General features: G+C 59.7%; 26 protein-coding genes. 9 read left to right on the forward strand and 17 right to left on the reverse strand.

All coding sequences use genetic code 11. The features are described from left to right. Positions 1 to 11 precede the first annotated feature (11 nt). The 4 genes from HQ945_RS07560 (at position 12) to HQ945_RS07575 (ending at position 4501) form a co-directional block, all read left to right on the forward strand. Entirely contained in the window at positions 12 to 1544 is a 1533-nt protein-coding gene (locus HQ945_RS07560; protein ID WP_113281123.1) for a trimethylamine methyltransferase family protein, read from the forward strand. 173 nt (positions 1545 to 1717) lie between these two features. Beyond that, positions 1718 to 2896: a patatin-like phospholipase family protein gene (locus HQ945_RS07565; RefSeq protein ID WP_113281122.1), complete on the forward strand. Its 1179-nt coding sequence runs from the start codon at positions 1718 to 1720 to the stop codon at positions 2894 to 2896. A gap of 38 nt (positions 2897 to 2934) precedes the next feature. Beyond that, on the forward strand, positions 2935 to 3693 hold the full coding sequence (locus HQ945_RS07570; RefSeq protein WP_113281121.1) for an acetoacetate decarboxylase: 759 nt from the start codon (positions 2935 to 2937) through the stop codon (positions 3691 to 3693). 25 nt (positions 3694 to 3718) lie between these two features. Further along, positions 3719 to 4501: a 3-hydroxybutyrate dehydrogenase gene (locus HQ945_RS07575; protein WP_113281120.1), complete on the forward strand. Its 783-nt coding sequence runs from the start codon at positions 3719 to 3721 to the stop codon at positions 4499 to 4501. 48 nt (positions 4502 to 4549) lie between these two features. On the opposite strand, the gene HQ945_RS07580 is transcribed toward HQ945_RS07575, so the two are convergent. Then, positions 4550 to 4858 carry an MliC family protein gene (locus HQ945_RS07580; protein WP_027230734.1) on the reverse strand — a complete coding sequence of 103 codons (309 nt, stop codon included), beginning with the start codon at positions 4856 to 4858 and terminating at the stop codon, positions 4550 to 4552. 34 nt (positions 4859 to 4892) lie between these two features. After that, on the reverse strand, positions 4893 to 5339 hold the full coding sequence (locus HQ945_RS07585) for a DUF1810 domain-containing protein (protein ID WP_113281192.1): 447 nt from the start codon (positions 5337 to 5339) through the stop codon (positions 4893 to 4895). Between the two features lie 87 nt (positions 5340 to 5426). Between HQ945_RS07585 and HQ945_RS07590 the strand changes: the two genes are divergently transcribed. Beyond that, positions 5427 to 5894 carry a DUF2721 domain-containing protein gene (locus HQ945_RS07590; RefSeq protein ID WP_113281119.1) on the forward strand — a complete coding sequence of 156 codons (468 nt, stop codon included), beginning with the start codon at positions 5427 to 5429 and terminating at the stop codon, positions 5892 to 5894. A gap of 28 nt (positions 5895 to 5922) precedes the next feature. Here HQ945_RS07590 and HQ945_RS07595 read toward each other — a convergent pair whose 3' ends face one another. Then, complete coding sequence (locus HQ945_RS07595) at positions 5923 to 6324, reverse strand: YybH family protein (protein WP_027230737.1); 402 nt, start codon at positions 6322 to 6324, stop codon at positions 5923 to 5925. Between the two features lie 183 nt (positions 6325 to 6507). Here HQ945_RS07595 and HQ945_RS23020 point away from each other — a divergent pair, with 183 nt between their 5' ends. Then, on the forward strand, positions 6508 to 6639 hold the full coding sequence (locus tag HQ945_RS23020) for a hypothetical protein (protein WP_255453086.1): 132 nt from the start codon (positions 6508 to 6510) through the stop codon (positions 6637 to 6639). 119 nt (positions 6640 to 6758) lie between these two features. Here the strand turns inward: HQ945_RS23020 and HQ945_RS07600 are convergent, their stop codons facing one another. Beyond that, a complete protein-coding gene (locus HQ945_RS07600; protein ID WP_162737217.1) occupies positions 6759 to 7565 on the reverse strand; it encodes a hypothetical protein in 807 nt (268 codons plus the stop codon). Positions 7566 to 8228: 663 nt separating this feature from the next. Here HQ945_RS07600 and HQ945_RS07605 point away from each other — a divergent pair. Continuing rightward, positions 8229 to 8864 (forward strand): transglutaminase-like cysteine peptidase, encoded by a 636-nt coding sequence (locus tag HQ945_RS07605; protein ID WP_051614678.1) that lies wholly within the window; start codon positions 8229 to 8231, stop codon positions 8862 to 8864. Here the strand turns inward: HQ945_RS07605 and HQ945_RS07610 are convergent. Beyond that, positions 8857 to 9279 carry a DUF4864 domain-containing protein gene (locus HQ945_RS07610; RefSeq protein ID WP_027230738.1) on the reverse strand — a complete coding sequence of 141 codons (423 nt, stop codon included), beginning with the start codon at positions 9277 to 9279 and terminating at the stop codon, positions 8857 to 8859. The genes HQ945_RS07605 and HQ945_RS07610 overlap by 8 nt on opposite strands. Positions 9280 to 9515: 236 nt before the next feature. On the opposite strand from HQ945_RS07610, the gene HQ945_RS07615 reads away from it, so the two are divergent. Further along, positions 9516 to 10739: an MFS transporter gene (locus HQ945_RS07615; RefSeq protein ID WP_113281191.1), complete on the forward strand. Its 1224-nt coding sequence runs from the start codon at positions 9516 to 9518 to the stop codon at positions 10737 to 10739. Between the two features lie 157 nt (positions 10740 to 10896). Further along, positions 10897 to 11151, forward strand: a complete 255-nt coding sequence (locus tag HQ945_RS07620; protein ID WP_036813520.1) for a DUF982 domain-containing protein — start codon at positions 10897 to 10899, stop codon at positions 11149 to 11151. 51 nt (positions 11152 to 11202) lie between these two features. On the opposite strand, the gene HQ945_RS07625 is transcribed toward HQ945_RS07620, so the two are convergent. The 12 genes from HQ945_RS07625 to HQ945_RS07680 form a co-directional block, all read right to left on the reverse strand. Then, complete coding sequence (locus HQ945_RS07625) at positions 11203 to 12858, reverse strand: GMC family oxidoreductase (protein WP_113281117.1); 1656 nt, start codon at positions 12856 to 12858, stop codon at positions 11203 to 11205. A 1-nt stretch (position 12859) separates the two neighbouring features. Next, on the reverse strand, positions 12860 to 13624 hold the full coding sequence (locus HQ945_RS07630; RefSeq protein ID WP_113281116.1) for a 3-ketoacyl-ACP reductase: 765 nt from the start codon (positions 13622 to 13624) through the stop codon (positions 12860 to 12862). Beyond that, positions 13621 to 15144, reverse strand: coding sequence for a GMC oxidoreductase (locus HQ945_RS07635; RefSeq protein ID WP_174207848.1), 1524 nt, complete (start codon positions 15142 to 15144; stop codon positions 13621 to 13623). The genes HQ945_RS07630 and HQ945_RS07635 overlap by 4 nt, the downstream gene beginning before the upstream one ends. A 12-nt stretch (positions 15145 to 15156) precedes the next feature. Next, on the reverse strand, positions 15157 to 16272 hold the full coding sequence (locus HQ945_RS07640) for an ABC transporter ATP-binding protein (protein WP_027230744.1): 1116 nt from the start codon (positions 16270 to 16272) through the stop codon (positions 15157 to 15159). Positions 16273 to 16276: 4 nt separating this feature from the next. Beyond that, complete coding sequence (locus tag HQ945_RS07645) at positions 16277 to 17158, reverse strand: carbohydrate ABC transporter permease (RefSeq protein WP_027230745.1); 882 nt, start codon at positions 17156 to 17158, stop codon at positions 16277 to 16279. Continuing rightward, complete coding sequence (locus HQ945_RS07650) at positions 17155 to 18033, reverse strand: carbohydrate ABC transporter permease (protein ID WP_091920480.1); 879 nt, start codon at positions 18031 to 18033, stop codon at positions 17155 to 17157. Before HQ945_RS07650 ends, HQ945_RS07645 begins: the two co-directional genes overlap by 4 nt. A gap of 97 nt (positions 18034 to 18130) precedes the next feature. Further along, on the reverse strand, positions 18131 to 19378 hold the full coding sequence (locus HQ945_RS07655) for an ABC transporter substrate-binding protein (protein WP_113281113.1): 1248 nt from the start codon (positions 19376 to 19378) through the stop codon (positions 18131 to 18133). 107 nt (positions 19379 to 19485) lie between these two features. After that, positions 19486 to 20991 (reverse strand): aldehyde dehydrogenase family protein, encoded by a 1506-nt coding sequence (locus tag HQ945_RS07660; RefSeq protein ID WP_174207849.1) that lies wholly within the window; start codon positions 20989 to 20991, stop codon positions 19486 to 19488. Further along, positions 20991 to 21770 (reverse strand): enoyl-CoA hydratase/isomerase family protein, encoded by a 780-nt coding sequence (locus HQ945_RS07665; RefSeq protein ID WP_113281111.1) that lies wholly within the window; start codon positions 21768 to 21770, stop codon positions 20991 to 20993. Before HQ945_RS07665 ends, HQ945_RS07660 begins: the two co-directional genes overlap by 1 nt. Further along, positions 21763 to 23364, reverse strand: a complete 1602-nt coding sequence (locus tag HQ945_RS07670) for an acyl CoA:acetate/3-ketoacid CoA transferase (RefSeq protein WP_174207850.1) — start codon at positions 23362 to 23364, stop codon at positions 21763 to 21765. Before HQ945_RS07670 ends, HQ945_RS07665 begins: the two co-directional genes overlap by 8 nt. A gap of 17 nt (positions 23365 to 23381) precedes the next feature. After that, a complete protein-coding gene (locus tag HQ945_RS07675; protein ID WP_113281109.1) occupies positions 23382 to 24383 on the reverse strand; it encodes a Gfo/Idh/MocA family protein in 1002 nt (333 codons plus the stop codon). Beyond that, the gene (locus HQ945_RS07680) at positions 24380 to 25417 is read right to left on the reverse strand and encodes a LacI family DNA-binding transcriptional regulator (RefSeq protein WP_113281108.1); all 1038 of its coding nucleotides are present in this window, start codon (positions 25415 to 25417) and stop codon (positions 24380 to 24382) included. Before HQ945_RS07680 ends, HQ945_RS07675 begins: the two co-directional genes overlap by 4 nt. Between the last annotated feature and the right edge of the window lie 66 nt (positions 25418 to 25483).

Below are 25483 nucleotides of genomic sequence, written 5' to 3' on the forward strand. Positions count from 1 at the left end.
AGGAGGCCATCATGGCCCGAAGCATGTTGAACAGGCGCGAGCGCCGCCTTGCGAGCGCGGGGTCGGTGCGGCAGATGCCGTTTGGCGGTGTTACCAACCGCTATCCGCCGATTGCGATCATGAGTACGGACGAGATCGAAGCGATCCACCGCGCGTCATTGCGGCTTCTGTCGGAGACCGGTATCGAGATCCTGCACGACGAAAGCCGCACGCTTCTCAAGGCGGCGGGAGCGGACATCGATATGTCCAATCTGCGGGTGCGGTTCGATCCGGCGATGGTCGAGGAAAAAATCCGGACCGTGCCTTCCAGCTTTACGCTGCAGGCGCGCAATCCGGCACGCAATCTGACCGTCGGCGATGGCAGCCTCATCTTTGCCGCGACCGGCGGTCCGGCCTTCGTCCACGATACCGACCGGGGGCGGCGCGCCGGCAATTATGCGGACATGTGCGATTATATCCGGGTCGTTCAGCAACTGAATGTGATCCATCAGGAGGGCGGATGTCCGTGCGAGCCGACCGATCTGCCGCCTGATTCGCGTCATCTCGATTTCTACCTTGCCGCGATCCGGCTCACCGACAAGAACTGGCAGTGCTGGGCGCTTGGCGGCTACCGCGTCGAGGATGCGATCGAAATGCTCTGCATCACGCTCGGCCAGACGCGCGAGGAACTGCGGGCAAATCCGGCGGCGCTCACCGTCGTCAACTCCAACTCGCCATTGCGCCTCGATATTCCAATGGGCGAGGGCCTCTGCGCCATGGCCCGCGCCGGCCAGCCGGTGGCGCTCACACCTTTCACCCTTTCGGGTGCCATGAGTCCAGTGACGATCGCCGGCGCCCTGACCCAGCAAAATGCCGAAGCCCTTGCCCTGATGACCTTGTCGCAGGTCGTCGCACCAGGCGCGCCCGTGCTTTACGGCGGTTTCACCTCCAATGTCGACATGCGCACCGGTTCACCGGCGTTCGGTACGCCGGAATATGCCAAGGCGCAGATTGCGTCTGGCCAGCTGGCGCGGCGCTACAACGTGCCCTTCCGCTCATCGAATGTGACGGCCTCAAATCTGGTGGACGTACAGGCCGCCTATGAGAGCGGGATGTCACTATGGAGTACGATCATGGGCGGAGTAAGCCTGATCGAACACGCCGCCGGATGGCTCGAAGGCGGGCTGACGGCTTCGTTCGAGAAGCTCATTCTCGATGCTGAAATGCTGCAGATGATGCGCAGCTTCCTCGATCCTATTCTCGTCGATGAGGACAGTCTTGCGGTCGATGCCATCAGCGAGGTTGGACCCGGTGGTCACTTCTTCGGCACGGGCCATACGCTCGCGCGCTTCGAGAACGCGTTCTACGAGCCGATGCTCTCGGACTGGCGCAATTTCGAGAACTGGTCGGAAAGCGGGGGGCGCAGCGGCACGGACCGCGCCAATGCGATCTGGAAAGACCTTTTGCGCACCTATGAGCAGCCGCCGCTCGATGCCGGTGTGGATGAAGCGCTGGAAGCCTATGTGGCAAGGCGCAAGGAGGAAATCCACGCCGGCAAGTTTTGACCGTCGCGGGCCGATAGTAGCGAACAGGTCGCATCGATGTGGCCTGTTCGGCTTTTGAATTCCTGTATATAGTCCGGACAAAAGTCTTGTGGGATCGATGCCGGCTGTCATCACGCCAGCCGCAATCCTTTCTGCGTGATCGAAGCGACCTCTCATAAACCGGATTGGCCCGCATGACCGTCAATCGCACGCCGAGAAAAAAGACCCATCATACTAGTAATCGTCCACCCTTCGAGCGGATCGCCCTTCTCCTCCAGGGCGGGGGCGCGCTCGGCTCCTATCAGGCCGGCGTCTATCAGGCGCTTGCCGAATCGGACCTCCACCCCGACTGGGTCGCCGGCATATCGATTGGCGCCATCAATTCGGCTCTCATTGCCGGCAATGCGCCCGAGCGGCGCGTCGATGCGCTGCGCAAATTCTGGGAAGCGGTCACCGAGCCGCCGCTTGGCGTCGCGTCACTGGCTTCGGCCTGGCTCGGCAAGCTTGCTGCAAGAGGCGACATGGCCCATGGCTTCGTCAACCAGGCACAGGCCTTTGTCACCATGGTGGGCGGCGCGCCGGGCTTTTTCATACCGCGGCCGCTGCCACCCTTCATCTCGCCAGCTGGCAGCATGGAGGCCGAGAGCTTCTATGATGTCGCGCCACTCAAGGCAACGCTGGAAGAGCTGGTCGATTTCGACCGGATCAATGAAGGGGGAACACGCTTCAGCGTCGGTGCGGTCAATGTTCGCTCGGGAAACTTCGAATATTTCGACAGCACGACCCACCACATCACGCCCGACCATATCATGGCGAGCGGCGCGCTGCCGCCGGGCTTCCCGGCGACGCGGATCGAAGGGGAATACTATTGGGATGGCGGGCTGATCTCCAACACGCCCCTGCAATGGGTGCTTGAGAGCTATCCGCGCAAGGATACATTGGCTTTCCAGGTCGACCTCTGGAGCGCACGTGGTGAAATCCCGCGCGACCTCGTAGGCATAGAGCTGCGCCAGAAGGAAATACGCTTTTCGAGCCGTACCCGCGCCGCCACGGACCAGTTCAAGCGGGGCCAGCGCCTACGTCGGGCGCTCAAGCATCTGCTCAAGATGGTGCCCAAGGAAACGCTGGCCGCGGCCGATGACGAGACCAAGCTTCTGATCGAGCAGGCCGATGAAACCGTCTACAACATCGTGCAACTGATCTATCGCGCACGATCCTATGAGGGAACTTCCAAGGACTATGAATTTTCCCGCCTGACGATGGAGGAGCACTGGGCTTCGGGGTACAATGACGCGGTTCGCACGCTGCGGCACCCCGAAGTGCTGGAACGCCCCGATACGCCGGACGGTGTCGCCACGTTTGACTTAGCCTAGACTATCAAACCCGCCCCCAACGAGCAGCGAGCACACCCATGAATATCGAAGATGTCCGCGCCAAAGCCTTCGCCATGCCGCTCAACGATCCGGCATATCCTAAGCCGCCTTACAAATTCTACAACCGCGAGTTCGTGGTCATCAATTACAGGACTGATCCCGACGCCTTGCGCGCCGTGGTGCCCCAACCGCTTGAAGTCATCGGCGATACTGTCGCCTATGAATTTATCCGCATGCCGGACTCGACCGGCTTCGGCGACTACACGGAAACCGGCCAGGTCATTCCTGTTCGTTTCAGGACGCCATCAGGCGAGGTGCAGGAAGGCGGCTATGTTCACGCCATGTATCTCGACGACAACTCGCCGATTGCCGGCGGGCGCGAGATATGGGGTTTTCCGAAAAAACTCGCATCGCCAAAGCTCAGCCATGAACAAGAGACAATCGTCGGCACGCTGCACTATGGCAGCGTCCTCTGCGTCACGGCAACGATGGGCTACAAACACAGGGAGCTCGATCACGAGCCCTTAAGGAAGGCGCTCACAAAACCGGCCTTCATGATCAAGATCATTCCGCATGTCGATTGCACGCCGCGCATTTGCGAACTGGTGCGCTACTATTTCGAGGATGTGACCTTGAAAGGCGCATGGTCTGGCCCTGCTGCCCTGCAGCTCTACGAACACGCGATGTGCGACGTCGCCCGGCTTCCGGTGCGCGAAGTGATCTCGGCGAGCCACTACGTTGCCGACCTGACGCTTGGCCTTGGCGAAGTCGTTTTCGATTATCTGAAACAGGATTGATTTCCGAACAGCAAAGAGGTGGAGCATGTCTCGCTTTACAGGAAGAGTTGCAATCATAACGGGTGCCGCAAGCGGCATTGGCAAGGAGATCGCGCTGCGCTTTGCCGCTGAGGGCGGCACTCCGGTGATTGCCGATCTCAACATTGACGCCGCCAACGCCGCCGCCGATGAGTTCAAGGCAGATGGCGGTGAGGCTTTTGCAGTGGCAATGAATGTGACCGACGAAGCGGAAGTGGAAAAGGGCGTTGCCGACGTCATCGCCAAATATGGCAAGATCGACATCCTCGTCAGCAATGCCGGCATCCAGATCGTCAAGCCGATTGTCGATTTTCCATTTGCCGACTGGAAGAAGCTGCTGTCGATCCATCTCGACGGTGCTTTCCTGACGACAAGAGCCTGTCTCAAGCACATGTACGCAGCCAATTATGGCCGGGTCATCTACATGGGTTCCGTCCATTCCAAGGAAGCCTCCAAACTCAAGGCGCCTTACGTCACGGCCAAACACGGCCTTATCGGTCTTGCCAAGGTGGTGGCCAAGGAGGGTGCCGAGCACAATGTCAGTGCCAATGTCGTATGCCCCGGTTTCGTGCGCACGCCGCTGGTCGAGAAGCAGATACCCGAACAGGCCAAGGAACTCGGCATAACCGAGGAGCAAGTCATCAAGAATGTCATGCTGAAGGATACGGTCGACGGCGAATTTACGACCACCGACGACGTGGCGGACGCCGTACTTTACTTTGCCGGCTCCAGGACAAATGCGTTGACCGGACAATCGCTGGTCGTGAGCCACGGCTGGTTCATGCAATAGATCGGATAAGTGGGGTCTTTCCAGTTCATGGGGAAGACTCCACGCGGTCTACTCCTCCTGGCAGGTCGTGCTGCTGCCATTGCGCGTCAGTTTCGCTTCCCTACCCTTGGTCCAGAACTCGGTATTTTCATCGGCATAGCGCCCGCCATCGGCCGAGAGGGCCTGCGGCAGGGTATAGGTATCGCCGCTGCCGGAGAAGACGAGATCGACCGTGCCGAAGCCATCGCCCGGTGGCGTAAAGCTGGCGGTCAGGCGGGAGCCGTCGGCACACTTGTATTTCACGTCCTTTGCAAGCGCCGCTACCGGCATGAACGCCAGAGCAAGCCCGCAAATCCCGAAGATCAACCTTGAATTCATTCCGCTATACCCCTCGGCTAGATGTAAAGGCGGGCTATCCGCCGTTGCCGTTGTCGATCAACGCCAGCGTGTTTTTATCAGGTACACCGTCGCACCAATAGTCAAGGGCCCGTTGGTAGGGACTGTCGGTGTCGGGCCCTGCCAGCGAAAACAATGTCATGCTCGAGCGAAACTTTATGTCGTCGGGCGAACCGAATATCCCGTACAAGGTCGTCCCGCGGATAGCCAGAACCTTGTTGGTACATTCTGCGAGCCGGCCGCCCAGGAGCGGGTGGTCGAGATAGGAGCGCGCCTCATCAGGCGAAGCGATGCCATAGAATTTCGCAGTCGATGAACGGCCAAGTTCGCGCAGTTGCGGGAAGATGAACCACATCCAGTGGCTCTGCTTTAGTCCCGCACGCAATTCGAGCAGCACCTGCTGATAGACGGGGGCCTGCGCTGTTACAAATCGCGCGAGGTTGAATGGATCCTCCGGCGACATAAGAACCTCGTCCGTGTTGCCCAAGCCATCTTGACTGGAATAATGTAAGGTGCGGCGGCAACGATGTATACATTGGGGGGAATGCTTATGGATGCCACGTCGTCGCCGGTCATCGTATCAATCGTCAATACGCTGGAGACGGCACTGACGCCGGTCTTCCTGCTGGCCGGTACCGCGGGCTTCCTCAATGCCTTCGTCTCCCGCCTCGCCCGGCTCTCCGATCGCGTCAATCAGATCTCGGACTTGATCGGCACCGACCACGAGCTCAATACAGCACGGCTGACACAACTCAGTTACCTGCGCTTCCGCACGCTCGCGCTGGAAATCGCCGTGGTGTTTGGCACTCTCGCGGGCGTGTTGACCTGCCTTGCGATTGTATCGCTGCTCGGCGGTGCCATCGGCCGCTCGGGCTTTCGCGAACACGTGCTGTACTGGCTTTTTGCCGGAGCCGTCTTCGCCCTGGTCGGCGCGCTTATCGCATTCCTGTTCGAAATTCTGACAGCAAGCCAAAGCATGTTGCGCCAGATAGCCCGCGACCAGCGCCAGCGCAGATAGGAGAACGCATCGCTGAGCCCATCCACTATCACGCGAAGGTGGAATAGGCCTCCTCGCGGCTGAGCAGATTGGCGTCGCGCGCCAAACGCCACCGGCCATCGCTTTCCTTGCGCAGGATGGTCAGCGTATAGCCAGAACGATGGACGGTGGCACCGTCGGCGGGCGTAACTTCCAGCCTGATATAGTTACGCAAGTATGCCCATTCGCCCAGCACATTGACTTCCTGAATGTGATAGGCGCCGTCCATGCGAACCTGCTTCATCGATTTCATCGTCGCAGCAAATGCCGCTTTGCCAAAGGGCTTTTGCCCGGAGACCATGAAGATAACATCGTCGGTCATGAGATCGAGAATCGTCGCGCTATCGCCAGATTTGCTTGCGGAAAACCAGGTTTCCACGAGGGTGCGAATCGCCTGCTCGTCGTCGCTCATCTGTCTCTCCCAGTCCACGTTAGCTCGGTCCTAAGAAATTATAGCGAGACGGCGATTAATTGAAGGGGCCCCGACATGCGTGCACACTCAAACGGCTGATTGACCCCAGCAGGGGCCCGGTTTCCCATACCCCCTGAATATTTGCCTGGCCGGGCCTCTTTCATTCTTTTCGAGGTAGTGGAGATGGAACCGGATGATCCCACTCCGCCAAGGGCGGAGTACGAACCCTACCTTACGCCGGTGCTTCCCTACGTCATCGTCTTCATCATAACAACGACGCTCGTCATCTCCGCAGGTTGGATGCTTCGCCCGTAGGGTGTGCCGGCTGCAAATCCATTGTGTCGATTTCCGTGTTTGATAGTTGCAGTAAAAAGCCCCGTCGCAAGAACGGGGCTTTTCTATTTTCATGCCTTATGGACCGACTGGATTAGCAATCAGTGACCGCCATTGCCGTGGCCGCCACCACCGCTGTTGCCGCCGCGGCCATTGTTGTCGCCTCGGCCGTTGTCACTCTTGCCGTTATCGCCTTTGCCGCGATCGTCTTTATCCTTATCGTTCTTATCGTTCTTATCGTTCTTGTCGTGGTTGTCCTTGTCCTTGTCGCCCTTGTGGTCACGATCATCGCCCTTGTGACCCTTGTCGTCACCCTTGTGGTCTTTGTCGCCCCAGCCGCCCTTGTCGCCTCGGTCGCCCTTATGACCACGATCGCCATGGTCGCCCTTATCGCCCTTGCCGTGACCATGCTTGCCGCCGTGTTCGCCCGGTCCGCAATTGCCTGGATCGCCGCCATTGTCGCCGCCGGTACCACCGGTTCCGCCAGTACCGCCAGTGCCACCGTCACCACCCGTGCCACCCGTGCCTCCCGTACCACCAGTGCCGCCGGTTCCGCCCGTACCACCAGTGCCGCCCGTTCCGCCCGTACCACCAGTGCCGCCCGTTCCGCCAGTGCTGCCCGTTCCGTCAGTACCGCCAGTACCGCCGGTGCCAGTGCCGCCTGTTCCGCCGGCGCCAGCGCCACCAGTTCCGCCAGTACCAGCACCGCCGGTGCCACCTGTTCCACCGGTACCGCTCGGGCTACCACCCGTACCGCCACCATTATTGCTTGCCGAATTGGTGCCGCCGGACGTGCCTGAACCGCCCTTGCCCGCGCCGCCCTTTGAACGACCGCTGCGGCTATTGTCCGATACGTTGCCATTGTCATGGGTCCAGCTCGATGGCTGGCTGATGGCCGCCGTGGTCATGGGCGGGCACATGTCAAGTTGCTGCTTGCTGAGGATTGACCGTTTATTCAAGGCATAGCAGCAAAGCCCAACATTACCGTCGTTGAGCTGCCTGCACTGTGCGGCGCTCGCAAACAATGCGCGCCGGCCCTCAGCATAGCTTGGCGCCGTCTGAAGGAGAGTTGAAACCAGACCCAAGGTTGAAATCGTCATAACGGCGAATAAAACGCTGCGTCTGCTCTGGTTTTTATTGTTGTTTGTTATACGCATGTGACATTTCCCCAAGTGTTATTGTTATTAAGCAACTCCACACATCAGGGTAATGTTGTTATCTATCACCTAGCCATTGATGGCTTTATTGCTTGCCAAATATGTAAACTTAAGGTTGTGGTATTGATACATAACAATGCTGCTTATAAACGATGTAAAAAGATTGATGCAAAACGGGGGGTTATACCGTATTATCTAACCCGGGAGTAAGCGCCGGGTAATGAGGCGTCCTGTGTTCCAGTACATACTTTCGTAACCATAAATAAGTACGTTTAAGAAAAAGACGGCGTCAAAGTCGCGACGATCAGTGCGTAACGCCGTGTTAACCGTTGATTCACAAATTCAGGATCTTAGACACGATTTTACCGCCCTGACGCGCCAATTCGTCCCTGCCGATCTTTGGGAGAACACAGCATGTTGCGCATATTTTCGCTCGTGATCCTGTCCGCAGGCTGGTGCCTGGGGGTCTTTGCTTCAATACCCGCCCGTGCCGACGGGACCGAAATGGAGCTCAAGGGCAAGGGATTTGGTCCGCCTGCCTTCCAATCGTTCTGCAATCATTATGCGAGCCTTTGCAACACGCGCTCAGGCGCCAAGGTGGTGCAACTTACAGGTGAAAAGCGTAAGCAGTTGCAAGCCGTAAACATGAGCGTCAACTCCTCGATCCGACAACAGAGCGACATGCAGACGAACGGCGTCGACGATGTCTGGACGATCCCGACCAAGGCGGGTGATTGCGAGGATTTCGCCATCCTGAAGAAGCGCGAGCTGATGCGGCGCGGTTGGCCCGCGGCCTCGTTGCTGCTGACCGTCGCGCGGCTGCCATTCAGCAATGAAGGCCATGTCGTCCTGACAGCACGCACCTCCGACGGCGATCTTATTCTCGACAGCCGCAGCAATTCGGTGCGTGACTGGTCAAGCACGTCCTATCGCTACTATGCGCGCCAGTCGCAGACATCGGCAGGCTGGGAACGTATTGGGAGAGCAATTCCTGTGACGACCACCGCCAAGGTCAAACTCGACTACACCACCACCGCCAGCATCAAATAGCAGGGCCTGGTGCGGATTGAAGGATCTGCACCCCGTTGATCTTGTAGCCGCCATCCGGTTGCTTCACCAGCTGATAGATGGCGGTCCAGTCCTTGCCGTCCGGGCCAGTGATCAAGACTTCCTGTATGACCTGTTCGCCCTCGATCCTGCTGCGTCCAAACGCGAAGTTTCCCGGCCGGAAAACCGGCTGGTAAGCGCGCTTCACCATATCGAAGAAGAGGTTCTGGTTGAGGAACTTCTCCTGGATCGTGGGTGACGCAAACGAATAGGCGGTAGCGGCATCGTTGCTGAGGAAGGCGGCGATCTGGTTCCTGATGATGAGCTGCGCCGAATCGACGGGTTCCTCCGCCCGCAGCGGTCCGGCAAGGACAAGAGCAGCGCATAAAGCCGCGCTAATCCCGAATGCCCTGATCATCATGGTCTCCTTCTTACATCCCAGTGCCACTTCAAGTAGATGCGCGGCGGTGCCGGATCATTGCCGATGCCGGTCGTGCGATTTGTTGCCGCCGAGGTCGCCAACTGCGATTGCAATTTGCGGCGCAGTGGTGAAAAACTACGCCCACAATCACGCTCTTGCAATGAGAGGCGCGCCAGGCTCCCGGCGCGAACTTGTTTCTCCATGCCCACGCGCACAAAGCCCCTTCACAGATCATGACTGACAATCGCCCGGCCTCGGGCCAAAGCGTAACGGAATCGCGTTATTGGCGGCAGAACCTCGTTGTCTGCCTGCTTGGCTCGTTCACCACTATCGTTGCGATGACGCTCATCCTGCCGTTTCTGCCGCTCTATGTCGAAGAGCTCGGTGTCAGCGACCACGCGGCGATCGTGCAATGGTCCGGCATCGCCTATGGCGCGACGTTCTTCACCGCCGCCCTCGTTGCGCCGCTGTGGGGCCGGCTCGCCGATCTCTATGGACGCAAGCTGATGCTCATCCGTGCCAGTCTTGGCATGGCGATCGCCATGTCGCTGATCGGGATGGCAACAAACATCTGGATGCTTGTGTTCCTGCGCCTGCTCACGGGTCTGCTCGGCGGCTATGCCTCGGGCTCGACGGTCCTGGTTGCGACGCAAACACCAAAGGCCCGCACCGCCTGGGCCCTTGGCACGCTTTCCGCCGGCATCATGGCAGGCAATCTCGTCGGTCCGCTCATCGGCGGCGCGCTGCCTCCGCTCATCGGCATTCGCCAGACTTTCTGGCTGGCTGGCGGGGTGATTTTCATTACCTTCCTCGCCACAAGCTTCTTCATCAAGGAAGAGTGGCGCCCGGCCAAGGTCCGGTCAGAGAAACGGCTTGGCGGATGGAGTGCCATTCCCGACAAGCGGCCAGTTGTCGTGATGCTGCTTGCCGGCATGCTGCTGATGCTCGCCAATATGTCGATCGAACCGATCATCACCGTCTACGTGGCGCAGCTGGTTGCCGATCCGGCCAAGATCACCCTCGTCTCCGGCGTCGTCATGTCGGCGGCGGCGCTCGGCAGCATCCTTTCGGCGTCGAGGCTCGGCAAACTGGCCGACCGGGTGGGCCATTGGAACATCATCGTCGGGGCGCTCGGCGTATCGGCGCTGCTTCTCGTTCCTCAGGCCTTCGTAACCGAGAGCTGGCAGTTGATCGTGCTGCGGTTCCTGATGGGACTTTCCCTGGGCGGATTGTTGCCGTGCATCACCGCGGTGATCCGCCATAATGTCCCCGATAATGCGGCCGGCAGCATCCTCGGCTATGCCACCTCCTCGCAATATGTCGGACAGGTTGTGGGACCACTGGCTGGTGGCTTCGTCGGCGGTCACATCGGCATGCGCGCGGTATTCCTCGGCACGAGTTTGCTCCTCGCCGGTGCGGCCGTCTATGGCTGGTTGGTACGCCCCAAAGAACGGTGATACGCTCGCCGAAGTACCGAGTGATTCGTAAGCGATGACGATCACGAAAAATTCGCCAGATTGTCATGGAACCAGACTGACTCCCGACGCATTACGGTGGTCAGTTTAGCCTGCAACTTGTTGCAACTAGACTGTCCTACATTCCATGGAGGAAGTAATGAACGACAAGCGGTTTCCCATCCCCGTCATGATCACAGTTGGAGCGGCCGGACAACGCGCCGTGTCCACGGTATGGGAAGCGATAGAATGCCTGCGAACGTATTGGCCCACGAAAAAGGGACCAAGTTACAGGCGGGCATTGCAAGCCTGCCTCGACGCACTCGACGGCTGGAAGCCTGCGCACAAGGCGCGGCATGCCTTCATCAGCGCCGCGCGTGAAGCCGGCGTTTTCCTCGACCCACATTTGCATTGATAAGGCGTTCGAGCCGATAAATGCGGGCGGCATCGGCCGCCCGACTCCCGTTCAGCGAATATCTGCCCGCGCCCGCGGACGCCTTTCATTCATTTCATGGCTGAAGATCGCCGGCGGCAATGGCGTGCGCTGGCGGATAATGTCTGAACCCTTCTCGCCCATCATGATCGTCGGCGCATTGGTATTGCACGAGGGAACGCGCGGCATCACCGAACTGTCGCACACGCGCAGGCCCTCGATGCCGCGGACTTTCAGTTCGAGATCGACCACAGCCATGTTGTCCGAACCCATCTTGCAGGTGCCGACAGGGTGATGGTCGGTCTTCGCATTGGCGCAACCATATTCGAAGAGTTCCTCGTCGGAATTATACTTCGGCCCCGGCAGGCGTTCCGCCATCACATAGGGTTTCAGGGCCGCCTGGCTCATGATCTCACGGGCGATCTTCAGGCCTTCGATCGACATTTTCCGGTCATGCGGATCGCTCCAGTAATTGGGGTCGATCAGGGGAGCGGCATTCGGATCGGAAGACTGCAACCGCACCGTCCCGCGCGATCGGGGATGAAGATAGGCGGAGTTCAGGGTGACGCCGGCGTTCTTGAGCCGCTCGACGCCAGCTTCGATACCCGAGCCCAGTCCGAGATGGAACTGGATGTCCGGAGAGCGCGCATCGGGATCCGCATACCAGAAGCCGCCCGTTTCAAACAGGCTCGACGCAACCGGACCGGTACGGAACAGCACGTACTGGATGCCCGCCCACAGTGTTCGGTGCAGCTTGGCCACGCCATCATAGGTATGGTCGCCCGTGCATTCGCAAATGACGAAAAGGTCAAGGTGGTCCTGCATGTTCTCGCCCACGCCGGGCAGATCATGCGTTACCGGCACGCCGACGCTCTTCAGATGATCGGCCGGGCCGATGCCGGACTGGAGGAGCAGTTTCGGCGATCCGATTGCACCCGAACTGACGAGAACCTCGCGTTCGGCGCGGATTGTCTCGCGCGCATTGCCCTTGATGATCTCTACGCCGACCGCCCTCCCCTTCTCGACAAGGACCCGGGTTACCTGCGCGCCCAAGCGGATCGTCAGGTTTTTGCGCTCGCTGATTGGAGCGAGATAGGCCATCGACGCCGATGAGCGGCGGCGATTGCGCTGCGTCAATTGGTAGAACCCGACGCCCGCTTGCTGCTGGCCGTTGAAATCGTGGTTATAGGGAATGCCGAGTTCCTGTCCTGCCCGGATATAGGCATCGCAGATCGGCAGGGTGGCCGCGGGCATTGAGACGCCGAGCGGCCCGCCATAGGCATGATAATCGTCGGCGTAGCGCTGATTGTCCTCGGCGCGCTTGAAATAAGGCAGAACGTCGCGATAACTCCACCCGGCACAACCATCATCCCGGGCCCACAGGTCGTAGTCGGTTGCATTTCCGCGCGTATAAAGCTGGGCATTGATGCTTGATCCGCCACCAATGACTTTTGCTTGCGTATAACGCAAGACGCGGTTGTTCATGTGCTTCTGTGGCACCGTCGACCAGCCCCAGCTGGCGACACCCTTGGTCATCTTGGCGAAGCCGGCTGGCATATGGAAAAGCGGGTTCCAGTCCCCGCCCCCGGCTTCGAGCAGCAGTACCGAAACGTCCGGATCTTCGCTCAGGCGATTGGCGAGAACGCAGCCTGCGGGTCCGGCGCCGGTTATGATGTAATCATAGGTCATTCTAGAGCCTGCTTATCGAAAGGGCGCCATCGGCATTGATGATCGAGCCCGTGGCAAAGTTGAAATCGCCGCTGGCAAGAGCGGCCACGATACGGCCGAGATCGTCCGGCTCGCCCCAGCGCTTCATCGGAACAAGGCCCTCGGCAATAAGCTTGTCGTATTTTGCAGCGGCAATGGCGGTCATGTCGGAACGGATGATCCCGGGACGCACATCGAAAACGCTGATTCCCTGATCGGCAAGACGCACCGCGAGCCCCTGCGTGAAGGACGCGAGCGCCGCCTTCGTCAGGCAATAGTCGAGACGTTCGGGCGAAGTCATCTCGGCGGAAACCGAGGTAACGTTGATGATGGTGCGCGATGTGGCGCTTTCCTGTTGCGCCAGCATGGCGCGCAAGGCGGCTTGCGTGAAGAAAACGGTGCCGCGCAGATTGACGGAGACGATAGCGTCGAAATTAGCCGGCTCAAGGTCTAGGAAGTCACCCCGAACCTTCGAACCGATCCCGGCATTGTTGACGAGACAGTCGATGCGGCCATGGGTGTCGAGCACGCCCTCAATCGTCGCGGCATGGCCGGCGAGATCGGCAATGTCGGCCGTGTGAAACGAGACTTTGGCGCCGAGTCCGGCCAGTGTTGCGACCGCCGCCTCGGCCGTTTCGTCATTGGCGATATCCGTGATGGCGAGGTCGAAACCCTTGCCCGCTAGCGCCCTGGCGATTCCAAGGCCGATTCCACGGCGCGCTCCGGTGACGAGGGCGACCGGCTTCATGACAATTCCTTTCCGACGATATGATCCGCGACGCGCAGGGCCTGGGCCGCGATTGTGAGCGCCGGGTTGACCGCTGCCGACGTCGGCAGGAACGCGGCATCGACAACGAACAGGTTAGGGTGGTCAAAGGCACGGCAATAAATATCGAGCGGCGCGGTCGCGGGGTCGCTACCCATTCGGACGGTGCCACACTGATGCGACGGCGTCTTGCGGTCGAAGGCCTTGGAAAGCACAAGCGGGAAGCCGGCCGCGCGCAGAGTGGACTTGATCCGGGCCACCAGCCTCAAATGGGCCGGCCAGTTGCTGCGGATCCACTCGAGAATGATCTTGTCGCCATCAATGCGCACCCGGCTTTCGGGCTTTGGCACATCCTCGCTCATGGCAAGGAAATCCACCGTATGCGCGCAGAATCGGTCAAGCCCCCATTCCGGCACCATCCGAAGATCGGATTTCAAAACCGCGCCGCTGATCCGCCCGAGCAACTGGACATTGCCGAGCGGCGCGCCGCCATCGCCATCGGACAGATAGAAATCGTTGAAGCCGAATGTCTTCTGGTAGACGCTGTCATTTTTGAAGCGCGGATCGAACCCGATGACGGCCGAAAGGTTGTGGTTCATAAAGTTGCGGCCAACCTGATCCGAGCGATTGGCGAGCCCGGCAGGATTGGCAGCGTCGGCCGAGCGCAAGAGGAGCACGGCGGACTGGACCGCTCCGGCCGAGAGCACGACGAGCTTCGGTCGCGCGATATGCCTTGCTCTATTCTGCTCGTAATGCACCGCTGCGATTGACTTGCCATCCGCCGCGGTCTCGAGGCGAGTGACCCGTGCATTGGTTTCCAGCCGGACATTCTCGTGTTTCAGGGCGGCGGCGAGCGCGATCGTTTCCGCGTCCATCTTGCCATTGAAGCTGTTCGGATGGGCATCCCAAGGCGTTTTGCCGTGCTTGAGCCAGGTATCGATATCGACGCCCAATGGCAGCGATGCCGGATGAACGCCCACCTTCTTCAACCGGGAGCGAAGCGCGGCGATGGGCGCTTCGTCTGGCACGGGTGGGAAGTTGTAGGGTATTGAATGAAACGGCTCGGTCGGGTCTTCGCCGAGTGTTCCTCGCACCTCGAACAATTGTTCGGCCTTGCTGTACCAGGGCTCGAGTTCCTCGTAAGGAAATGGCCATGCTGGCGAGACACCTTCGAGATGCTGCATCTCCGCGAAATCCTCGGCGCGGTAACGCGTCAGCACCGCTCCATAGAATTTCGAATTGCCGCCGACATTGTAGTAATTGCCGGGGTTGAAGGGTTTGCCGAACTCGTCGTACCAGCTTTCCTTCGGCCGAAAGAAACCACGCTGGAAGATGGCGCGCGGATCGCGGTTCTCCGGCCGGTCCGCCAGATGATCGCCCGCTTCCAGAATGATGATATTTGCTCCCGAACCGGCGAGCCCGGCGGCGATCGTGGCGCCGCCGATGCCTGAGCCGATGATAACGATATCTGCGGCCGCGTTCGGTGTGGGAGTGGTGGTCATGACGCCGGTCGATCAGGCCCCGATGCGCAATTGCGATTGCGGATCGAAGAAAACCGCCTTGTCGAGATTGAAAGCGAGCGCCGTTCTCGTGCCGGCGGATATTGGCGCATCCGCACGCAGGCGCGCGACGACCTCCTTGCCGCCGAGCTTGGTGACCGCGAAAGTGTCGGAGCCTGCAGGCTCAACCACTTCGATGAAGCATTCGCCTTCGACGAGTGAACCCGCGTTACGATCCGCGCCATCCGGATCGGTCAACGCTTCCGGGCGGATGCCGAAAATCACATCCTTGCCCGTGAATGCAACGAGGGCGCTATTGGTCTTGATCGGCAGGCGCAACGGTTCCATGTCGGGGCGCTCGAGCACGACCGCGAGATCGTTGGCGCCACCTTCGATCTTGGCCTTGAGCAGGTTCATGGCCGGTGAGCCCATGAAGTCGGCGACGAAGATGTTGGTAGGATTGTTGTAGATTTCCGCCGGTGTACCGAACTGCTGCAATACGCCGTCTTTCAGGACTGCGATCTTTGTTGCCAGCGTCATCGCCTCGATCTGGTCGTGGGTCACATAGACGATCGTAGTCTTCATGCGCTGATGCAGGCGCTTGATCTCGGTACGCATATCGACGCGCAGCTTGGCATCGAGGTTGGAGAGCGGCTCGTCGAAGAGGAACACCTGCGGATTGCGCACGAGCGCACGCCCCATCGCCACGCGCTGGCGTTGCCCGCCGGAAAGCTGGCTCGGCTTGCGGTTGAGCAGATGCCCGATCTGCAGCATGTCGGCGACCTGCTTGATGGCCTTTTCTCGCTCCTCCTTGGCGATGCCGCGAATTTCCATACCGAAGGCGATGTTTCCGGCCACGGTCATGTTCGGGTAGAGCGCATAGGACTGGAACACCATCGCGATGTCGCGCTTGGAGGGGTGCAATCCGCTGATCGACTTGCCCTTGATCGAGATGTCGCCTGACGTGATCGGTTCCAGCCCGGCAATGGTGTTGAGCAGGGTCGACTTGCCGCATCCGGAGGGTCCGACGAGGACGAGGAAGCCGCCTTCATCGATCTCGATATTGATGTCCTTCAGGATCGGCACGTTGCCGTAGGACTTATGCAGGTCTTGGATCTTGAGAAATGACATTGATTTATCCCTTCACGGCGCCGGACATGAGGCCGCGGACGAAATACCGCCCGGAAACGATGTAGACGATGAGAGTTGGCAGGGCGGCGAGAATGGCGCCGGCGAAATGCACGTTATATTCCTTCACGCCCGTCGACGAGTTGACGAGATTGTTGAGCGCAACCGTCATGGGCGTACTGCTGAAGCCGGAGAACGATGCGCCGAAAAGGAAGTCGTTCCAGATATTGGTGAACTGCCAGATCACAGATACGACGATGATCGGCCCAGACGACGGCAGGAGAATACGCCAGAAAATCTGGAAGAAGTTCGCGCCATCGATCTGCGCCGCGCGCACCAGTTCGGTCGGAAATGCCTCGTAGTAATTACGGAAATAAAGCGTCGTGAAGCCGAGGCCATAGACGATATGGACGAGGATCAGGCCCTGGATGGTTCCGGCCATGCCGAGAAAGCCGAGGACACGCGCCATCGGTATGAGCACGATCTGGAACGGGATGAAACAGCCGAGCAGCAGCATGCCGAACATGACGTTCGAGCCGCGGAAGCGCCATTTTGTCAGGACATAGCCGTTAAGCGCGCCGATCACCGTCGAGATGGCGACTGCGGGAATGACCATCAGGATCGAGTTGATGAAATAGGGGCGCAGGCCCGTGGGCTGCACGCCGATCTGCGCGGTCGACCAGGCCGAGAGCCAGGGCTGGATCGTCCATTCATGCGGTGGCGACAGCATGCCGCCCTGACGAATTTCATCGAGCGTCTTAAGCGAGTTCACCACCATTACGTAGAGTGGCAGCAGGTAGTAAAACGCGAAAACCAGAAGGGCGATATAGATGACGACGCGGGTGAGTTTGCCGCTGTTGATTACATTGTCGGGGCTTGGAGCGCTCATTTGTTGCCTCCCCTGATTTCGGAATAAAGGTAGGGGATGATGATCGCGAAGATCGTGATCAGCATGATGATGGCCGATGAGGCGCCGATGCCCATGGAATTGCGGGTGAACGTATAGGAATACATGAACGTCGCCGGCAATTCGGTTGCCTGGCCAGGCCCGCCGCCGGTCAGGGCGATGACCAGATCGTATGCCTTGATCGCAAGGTGCGCGAGAACGACGAAGGCGGAAAGAAACACGGGCCGCATCAGTGGAATGATGATGCGCCGGTAGATCATGCCGGTCGATGCGCCGTCGATCTGCGCCGCCTTGATGATCTCATTGTCGACGCCGCGCAAGCCGGCAAGAAACATGGCCATGACGAAGCCGGAGGATTGCCAGACCGCAGCGATAACGACCGTATAGATCGCCATCTTCGAGTCCTTGATCCAGTTGAACTGAAAGCTTTCCCAGCCCCACTGGTGCATGGTGTTTTCAAGACCGATGCCGGGATCGAGAAACCATTTCCAGGCGACGCCGGTGACGATGAACGACAGCGCCATGGGATAGAGATAGATGGGACGCAGGACACCTTCGATGCGGATCTTCTGGTCGAGAAGGATGGCGAGGCCCAGGCCGAGCACCGTGCAGATGACGATGTAGAGCGAGGCAAATATGCCAAGGTTGGTAATAGCCCGCCACCAGTGCGGCAGCGCCCACAGCTTGCGGTAGTTTTCAAAGCCGACAAATCCATAGGACGGCAACATCTTGCTGTCCGTGAACGACAGAATGCCGGTATAGATGATAAAGCCATAGACGAAGATCAGGACGATCAAAAAGCTCGGTCCGAGAACCAGCTTGGGTATAAGGTCCTGTATGCGGCTGCGGGTATCCATAGCCTCACCTCTTAAATCAATATCGTTTTATATCGTTGCCGCGACGGGGCGGAGAATTCTATCCGGGGCATGTGCTGCCCCGGATAGAGGACTAAGCTTATTTCGCAGCGTCAACGGCGGAAACGAGTTCCTTCACCGCGTCTTCGGAGCTCAGTTCACCGTTGAATTCACGTGTGACGACGTCATAGATCGCGTTCTTCACGGCAGCAGGAACCGCATAGCCATGGGCCATGGAGCCGTAGAGCGTGCCGCCCTTGCTGGCTTCGGCAAGATCCTTGATGGCCTTCTTGCCGCAAGCGTCAAAAGCGGTATCCGGAACGTCCGTGCGAGCCGGAGCCGAACCCTTGACCACGTTGAACGCCGACTGGAAGCTCGGGCTCTCGATGGCCGATGCCATTACCAGCTGGTTCTTGTGGTCAGCATCGCTCTTCTTGAAGAAGAGGAACTGGTCGGAGTTGAAGGTTACCGACCCCTGGGTGCCCGGGAAGCGCATGCAGACGAAGTCCACGCCGGGCTCCTTCTTTGCCTTCACAAATTCACCCTTGGCCCAGTCACCCATGAACTGCATGCCGGCCTTGCCTTCGATAACCATGGTCGAAGCAAGGTTCCAGTCGCGACCGGAGAAATTGTCGTCGACATAGCTGCGCAGCTTGGTCATGCGGTCGAAAGCTTCCTTCATCTTGTCGCCGCCCAAGGCCTTGGGGTCGAGATCGATGAATGCTGCCTTGTAGAAGTCATTGCCGAGGGAAAGAACGACGGCATCAAAGATGGTCGCGTCCTGCCAGGGCTGGCCGCCATGGGCGATCGGCGTGATGCCCTGTTCCTTGAACTTGTCGAGCAGAGCGATCAGTTCGTCCCAATTGGCAGGTTCCTTGCCGCCAGCCTTGTCGAGGGCCGCCTTGTTGATCCATACCCAGTTGGTCGAGTGAACATTGACCGGCGCGGCGATCCAGTGGCCGTCATACTTGGAGAACTTCTGCAGTGCCTCCGGAATGACGTCGCCCCACTTTTCCTTGTCAGCAACGTCATCGACATTGGTCAGTGCGCCCTGCTTTGCCCAGTCGGTGATGTCGAAACCGAGCGACTGCACCGACGTCGGAGGATTGCCGGCGGTAACACGAGCGCGCAGCACGGTCATGGCTTCTGAACCGCCACCACCGGCGACGGGCATGTCGGACCAGGTGATGCCCTTGGTCTCGAGATCCTTCTTCAGGACTTCGAGCGCCGTTGCTTCACCGCCGGAAGTCCACCAATGCAGAACCTCGACGTTCTCAGCAGCGCGGGCCGCCGTTGCAGTCCCGAGCAGCATCGCTGCGGCGGCGACCGTATTCATCCACTTTTTCATTTCAGGCCTCCCATTTGAAAAAAGAAAATATCCAAAATATCCGACTGAGATTCCTCAAGTCCGGAGCATTCTTACAATAGGCGGAAGGGGCTTTACAATCGATTTAATCAGCTCGTCCATACGACTTTCCTCCTACCCAGATGCATGTTGAGTGTCTTCGTTTCCGTGTAATCCTCAACCGCATGCCTGCCCAGTTCCCGGCCGAGACCGGACTGCTTGTAGCCGCCGAACGGCAATTCCGAAGCGCCGTCCATGAAGGTGTTCATCCAGATCGTCCCGGCACGAACTTGGCGCCCGATCGTCAGGCACGTATCGAAATCGCGGCTCCAAACGCCGGCCGACAGGCCATAATCGATGGAATTGGCGATGCGAACCGCTTCATCGAGTGTTTCGAAGGTCAGGACGGAGAGAACCGGGCCAAAAACCTCCTCACGTGCAACTGCCATGTCCGGCTGCACGGCCGACAGGATGGTCGGCGACATGAACTGTCCCATGCCAAGTTCCAGTGGCTCGCCGCCATGGCTGATATTGGCTCCGCCGGTTGCTGCATTACGTACACAGCCGTCGATCTTCGCCAGGTGCTCGGGCGTGATGATGGCGCCGACCTTGGTCTGCGGATCAAGCGGATCGCCGACCTTTACCTTGGCGGAATGAGCGGCGATGCGGGCGACGACGTCGTCAGCGATATCGCGGTGGACGATAAGGCGCGAACCGGCATTGCAGCATTCGCCGGCGTTGAAATAGGCGCCGAAGACCGCCGCGTCGATGAAATCATCGAGTTCCGCGTCGGGAAACACGATCTGCGGGTTCTTGCCGCCGAGTTCCAGCGAGACCTTTTTCAAGGTCTGCGCGGCATTGGCCATGGTGAGCTTGCCGACCAGCGTGGAGCCGGTGAAGGACACCATGTCGACGTCAGGATGGACGGTCATGGGCGCACCGACTTCCGCGCCGGTTCCCGTCACGATATTGACGACACCGGCAGGAACACCGGCTTCCATCAGGATCTCGCCAAGCACAAGCGTCGAGCCGGAAGTAAGCTCCGATGGCTTGACCACGGCCGTGCAACCAGCCGCCAGGGCGAAAGGCAGTTTCTGGCTGACGATAAGGAACGGGAAATTCCACGGCGTTATGATCGAAACGACGCCGATCGCTTCGCGCAGGACCACCCCGAGCGTGCCTTCACCGAGCGTATTATAGCTCTCGCCATGGAGATCCCGGCCGAGCGCAGCGGCATAGCGCCAGATATCCACGGCGCCGCCGAGTTCGGCCTTGGCCTGGCTGATCGGCTTGCCCGACTCGATGCAATCGAGATAGGCGAGTTCATCGGAACGCGCGGCAATCAGTTCGGCAGCCTTGAGCAAAATGTTCGAGCGCTCTGCGCCGGTCATGCGGGACCAGGTACCCGTATCGAAGGCGCGGCGCGCTGCGGCGATGGCTCGTTCCGCGTCGGCTTTCGTTGCGGCCTGATAGCGGGAGACGACGACACCATGTCCCGGGCTCTTGCGCTCGATGGCAGCGCCGCCGGAACCATCGACCCACCGGCCATCGATCAGCAGCTGAAATTCGCGCACCTTGAAATCTTCGAGCGCCCGTGGGCGCACCAGAATCGTCATTACCATTCTCCTTTGAATGCGGGCTCGCGCTTTTCGGCAAAGGCCGAAACACCTTCCTTAAGGTCCGCTGTCTTTGCGACGAGGATCGAGCCCAGCGCTTCGACCGCCGTTCCGTTGTCTTCGCCATTGGCCGAGGCAATCATGAGTTTGGCCACTTCGACGGCAGCCGGTCCGCGCTTGGCAATACGTTCCGCATAGGTCGTTGCCGTTGCAACCGCCGCGCCCGTTTCAACGACGTGGTCGACAAGGCCGAGGCCCAGGCCCTCCCCTGCACTGAAGATTTCGCCGCCGAGCGCCATGCGGCGCACGACCTGCGCGCCGAAGCGCCGGACAAGGCGCTGCGTTCCCGACCAGCCCGGCACCATGCCGAGGCCGGTTTCCGGCAGGCCAAGCTTTATCTGGGCTTCCGCGATGCGGATATCAGCAGTTGCGGCAAGCTCAAGCCCGCCGCCCAGCGCATGACCATTGAGCGCGGCGATAAGCGGCACGCGCAAGGTCGCAAGGCGCTCGAACACGCGGTGACCGAAGCGCACCCAGGCATGGCCGAACTCGTTCGGCGTCATCGCTGCCCAAGCCTTGATATCGCCGCCGGCCGAGAACGCCTTGCCGGCGCCGGTCAGGATCGCGACGCGCGTTTCGGCATTGGCTTCGACAGCGTCGCAGGCCGCGCCCAGTTCCTTCAGCATATCGAGATCGAAGGCATTGAGCTTTTCCGGGCGCGACACGGTGATCGTGGCGACGTGACCGGCGAAAGTGACGGTGATGCGCGGGTCAGCCATGGATCGTCCTCTGTGGCTTGTGCGGCAATTCGAGGCCGAGCGGCTGCGGCTGGAAGAGGCGGGCATCCATCTGTTTCAGGTCGCGCGCGACAACCAGCGGGAACTCGGACTGGTCGAGAATATGCGCCTGCAGATCGACGCCGGGGGCGATTTCAGTCAGCACGACGCCTTCGGGACGCAGCGCCATGACGCAGCGCTCGGTCACATAGGTGATGTCCTGTCCCTGCTCGATGGCGCGGCGACCGGAGAAAGTGACGTGTTCAACCTCGTTGACTAGCTTCTTGAGCTTGCCTTCCTTTTCGATAACCAGCTTTCCGCCTTCGACATGTACTTTCGCCCCGGCATTCAACATGCCCGAGAAGACGATCTTGCGAGCGCGCGCCGTGATATCGACGAAGCCGCCGGCGCCAGCAGTCACATGCGGGCGGAAACTCAGTTTCGATACGTTGACAGAACCGCTCTTGTCGATTTCCAGGAACGAGAGCAGCGACGCATCGAAACCAGCGCCCTGGAAATAGGTGAACTGGTGCGGCGACGGCACGAAAGCCTCGGCATTCGAGGCGCAACCGAAGGCAAAGTCGAGGAGCGGAATGCCGCCGACCGGACCCTGCTCGATGACCCAGGTGACGGCCCCGTGCAAACCCTCTTCGAGCAGGATGCGCGGCACGTTTGCCGAAATGCCGAAGCCGAGATTGACGGCGCTGCCCGCCTCGAGTTCCGTCGCGACCCGTCGCGCGATGACCTTCTGGATATTGAAATCCGGCAGTTCGAAATCTTCGAGCGGATGGAATATCTCGCCGGAAATGGCCGGATCATAAAGCGTCTGTGTTGTCTGCTTCTGTTCCGGATCGACCACGACATAATCGACAAGGATGCCGGGAACGCGCACGTCGTGCGGCTTCATCGAGCCGCTCTTGGTGATCCGCTTGACCTGTGCAATGACGATGCCGCCATTGTTGCGCACCGCGAGCGCCTGGTCGAAGCCGCCGAGATAGGCGCCTTCATGCTCGTAGGTGAGGTTGCCCCGCTCGTCGGCGGTCGTTGCACGGATGATGGCGACCTGCGGCACGATCGGCTTGAAGAACAACCATTCTTCGCCATCGAATTCGATCTTGCGCACCAACGGTTCCTTCGCGGCGGATGCATTCATGGCGCAACCCTGGCGGTCGGGATCGACGAATGTGTCGAGCCCGACCTTGGTCAAAACGCCCGGACGCTTGGCGGCAGCCTCACGGTGCATGTCGAAGAGAATGCCTGAGGGCACATTATATGCGGCAACCTCGTCATTGCCGATCATCTGCCAGATCAATGGAGGTTCGGCGCTGGACGGACCCGACGGGTAGGAGCCGCCGACGATCTTCTTCAAAAGGCCCTTCCTGGCAATGTAGTCGACGCCCTTGATCCCGCTCATGTCGCCGGCGGCTATCGGGTGCAGGGTCGTCAGATCACGCGGGTGACCCGTAGCCTCGAAGCGCGCTCCGATCGCCTTCAGCATCAGGTCGGGGCAACCGAGCCCGCTCGACGATGAGACGGAGACGATGGCTTCGTCAGGAATGAGGTTCGCGGCCTCTTCGGGGGTTATGTGCTTGTTCATGCTCTTGGATCGTGCTTTCAAAGGCCTGGATTGATCTTTTGGGCGGTTCCGGTCCGCGCAGCTTCCGTAACGGCGATGCCGGCGGCAAGCGACCAGACACCGTCCTCGCCCGACGCTGCAGGTCTGCCGTCGCCGGCAATGGCGGCGTGGAATTTGGCAAGGCCCGTCTCGTAGAGATTCTTGTGGTCGAGCTTGAGTTCGCTTTCGCCGTCGGCATTGCGGAGTATGACCGTGCCCACCGGCTTTTGCGTCATGACATTGTGCCCGACAAGCGAGCCTTCCGTGCCGTGCACTTCGAAGCCCGTTTCGGAGTATTTCGTGGTGAAGCCGTCATGAAACAGAGCAATCAGCCCCGACTTGAAGCGCATGACGCCCATCACACCGTCCTCGAGGCCCTCTTTGGCAAGTCCGCTCTTCTGGCCGAAGGCAACGGCCTCGACCGGGTCGTCGCCAAGCACGTAGCGGAGCGTATCGGTGTCGTGGACCGTAATATCGAGTATCACGCCGCCGCCAGCCTCCGGGCGATCCAGGCGCCAGCCCTGCAGATGCGGCGGAAGATAAACGGCGTGGAAGACCTTGGCGGCGAGCGGCTTGCCGATCTTGCCCGCAGCAATGGCATCGCGCATCGCCGTATGGCTTGCCGCGTTGCGCAGGTGGTGGTTGGTGGCAAAAACGATATTGGCGGCGCGGCAGGCCTCGACCATGGCCCGCGCATCCTCGAGGCTCGTTGCAAGCGGCTTTTCGCACAGTACATGCTTTCCTGCCTTCGCTGCGGCGAGCACCTGGTCCTTGTGCAGTTCATTGGTCGTCGAAATATAGACCGCATCGATCGGCTGTTCGCTGAACGACGCATCGAGCGTTGTGACCGAATGGGGAATTGCGTGTTCGTCGGCATATTTGCGCCCGCGCTCGGCATTGGTGCTCATGACCGATACAATCTCGCCGCCACTGACGCGGATCGCATCGATGACCCATTCATGCGCGATGGTGCTCGCACCAATCAGACCCCAGCGTATCATGCCAATTCCTCCGTTTGCCTGACAGGCGCGCCGCAGCTTTGGCGCACGACGAGACGCACCGACGTAACCAGTGTTTCCTGGTCGACCTGCCCGGCATTGATCTGCTTCATCAAAAGTTGTGCCGCCCGCTGGCCCATGCCCTGCGGATCGACCGAGACGGTCGTCAGGGCGGGAACCGCTGTCTTTGCCTCGATGACATCGTCGAACCCGATGACTGCAAAGCCCTTGCCCGGCTCGATATCGTTGGAGCGAAGGCCATCGCACACGCCGAAGGCGACTGCATCGTTGAAGCACAGCGCCGCAGTGGGACGCTCGTCAAAGAACATCATGCGTTCTGCCGCTGTAGCGCCGCCGGCGCGCGAGGGCGCGGAATGAATGACGAAGTTTTGGTTGAGGGCAATACCGGCTTCCATCAGGGCATCGCGATAACCCCGCACCCGGTCGGATGACACGGCCGTGTCAGCAAAGCCGCCCATGAAGGCGATGCGACGGTGCCCGAGATTGATGAGGTGACGGACTGCCGATTTAGCGCCGCCGTAATTGTCGGAAAGCAGCGTTGAAACCTTCGCACCCGGCAGATTGCGCACGACGACCACAACAGGGATGCCGCTGTCGGCGAGCGGCTTGACGTCACTTGCCTCGGTTCCGCGCGCCGGTGACAGGATAAGGCCGGCGATGCCGTTTTCACGCATCGAGGCGATGACCTGGCGCTGCCTGTCGACGCTTTCGCCGCTATGGGCGAGGAATTGTACGTAGCCTGCCGACTGAACCACCATGTCGACGCCGACAGCCAGTTCCGCAAAGAAACTATTGGTCAGATCGTTGACGACGATGCCGATGATTTTCGATTTCGACTGGCGCAGATTGGCAGCCCCGCGATTGTAGACATAGCCCAGGTCATTGATGAGCGCGCTGACCTTTTCGCGGGTCTTTTCATTAACGAGCGGACTGCCCTGAAGGACCAGCGACACGGTGGATTTCGACACGCCGGCGGCGCGCGCAATGTCCACAATACTTGTCCGTGCCTTGCTCAAGGTGATCTCTCCCAGTCGCCGCACAGTTAATTGGAACGTTCCAAATATGTCAAGAGATTTCTTCAT

It is taken from the genome of Phyllobacterium pellucidum (assembly GCF_013327855.1).
Taxonomy (GTDB): Bacteria; Pseudomonadota; Alphaproteobacteria; order Rhizobiales; family Rhizobiaceae; genus Phyllobacterium; species Phyllobacterium pellucidum.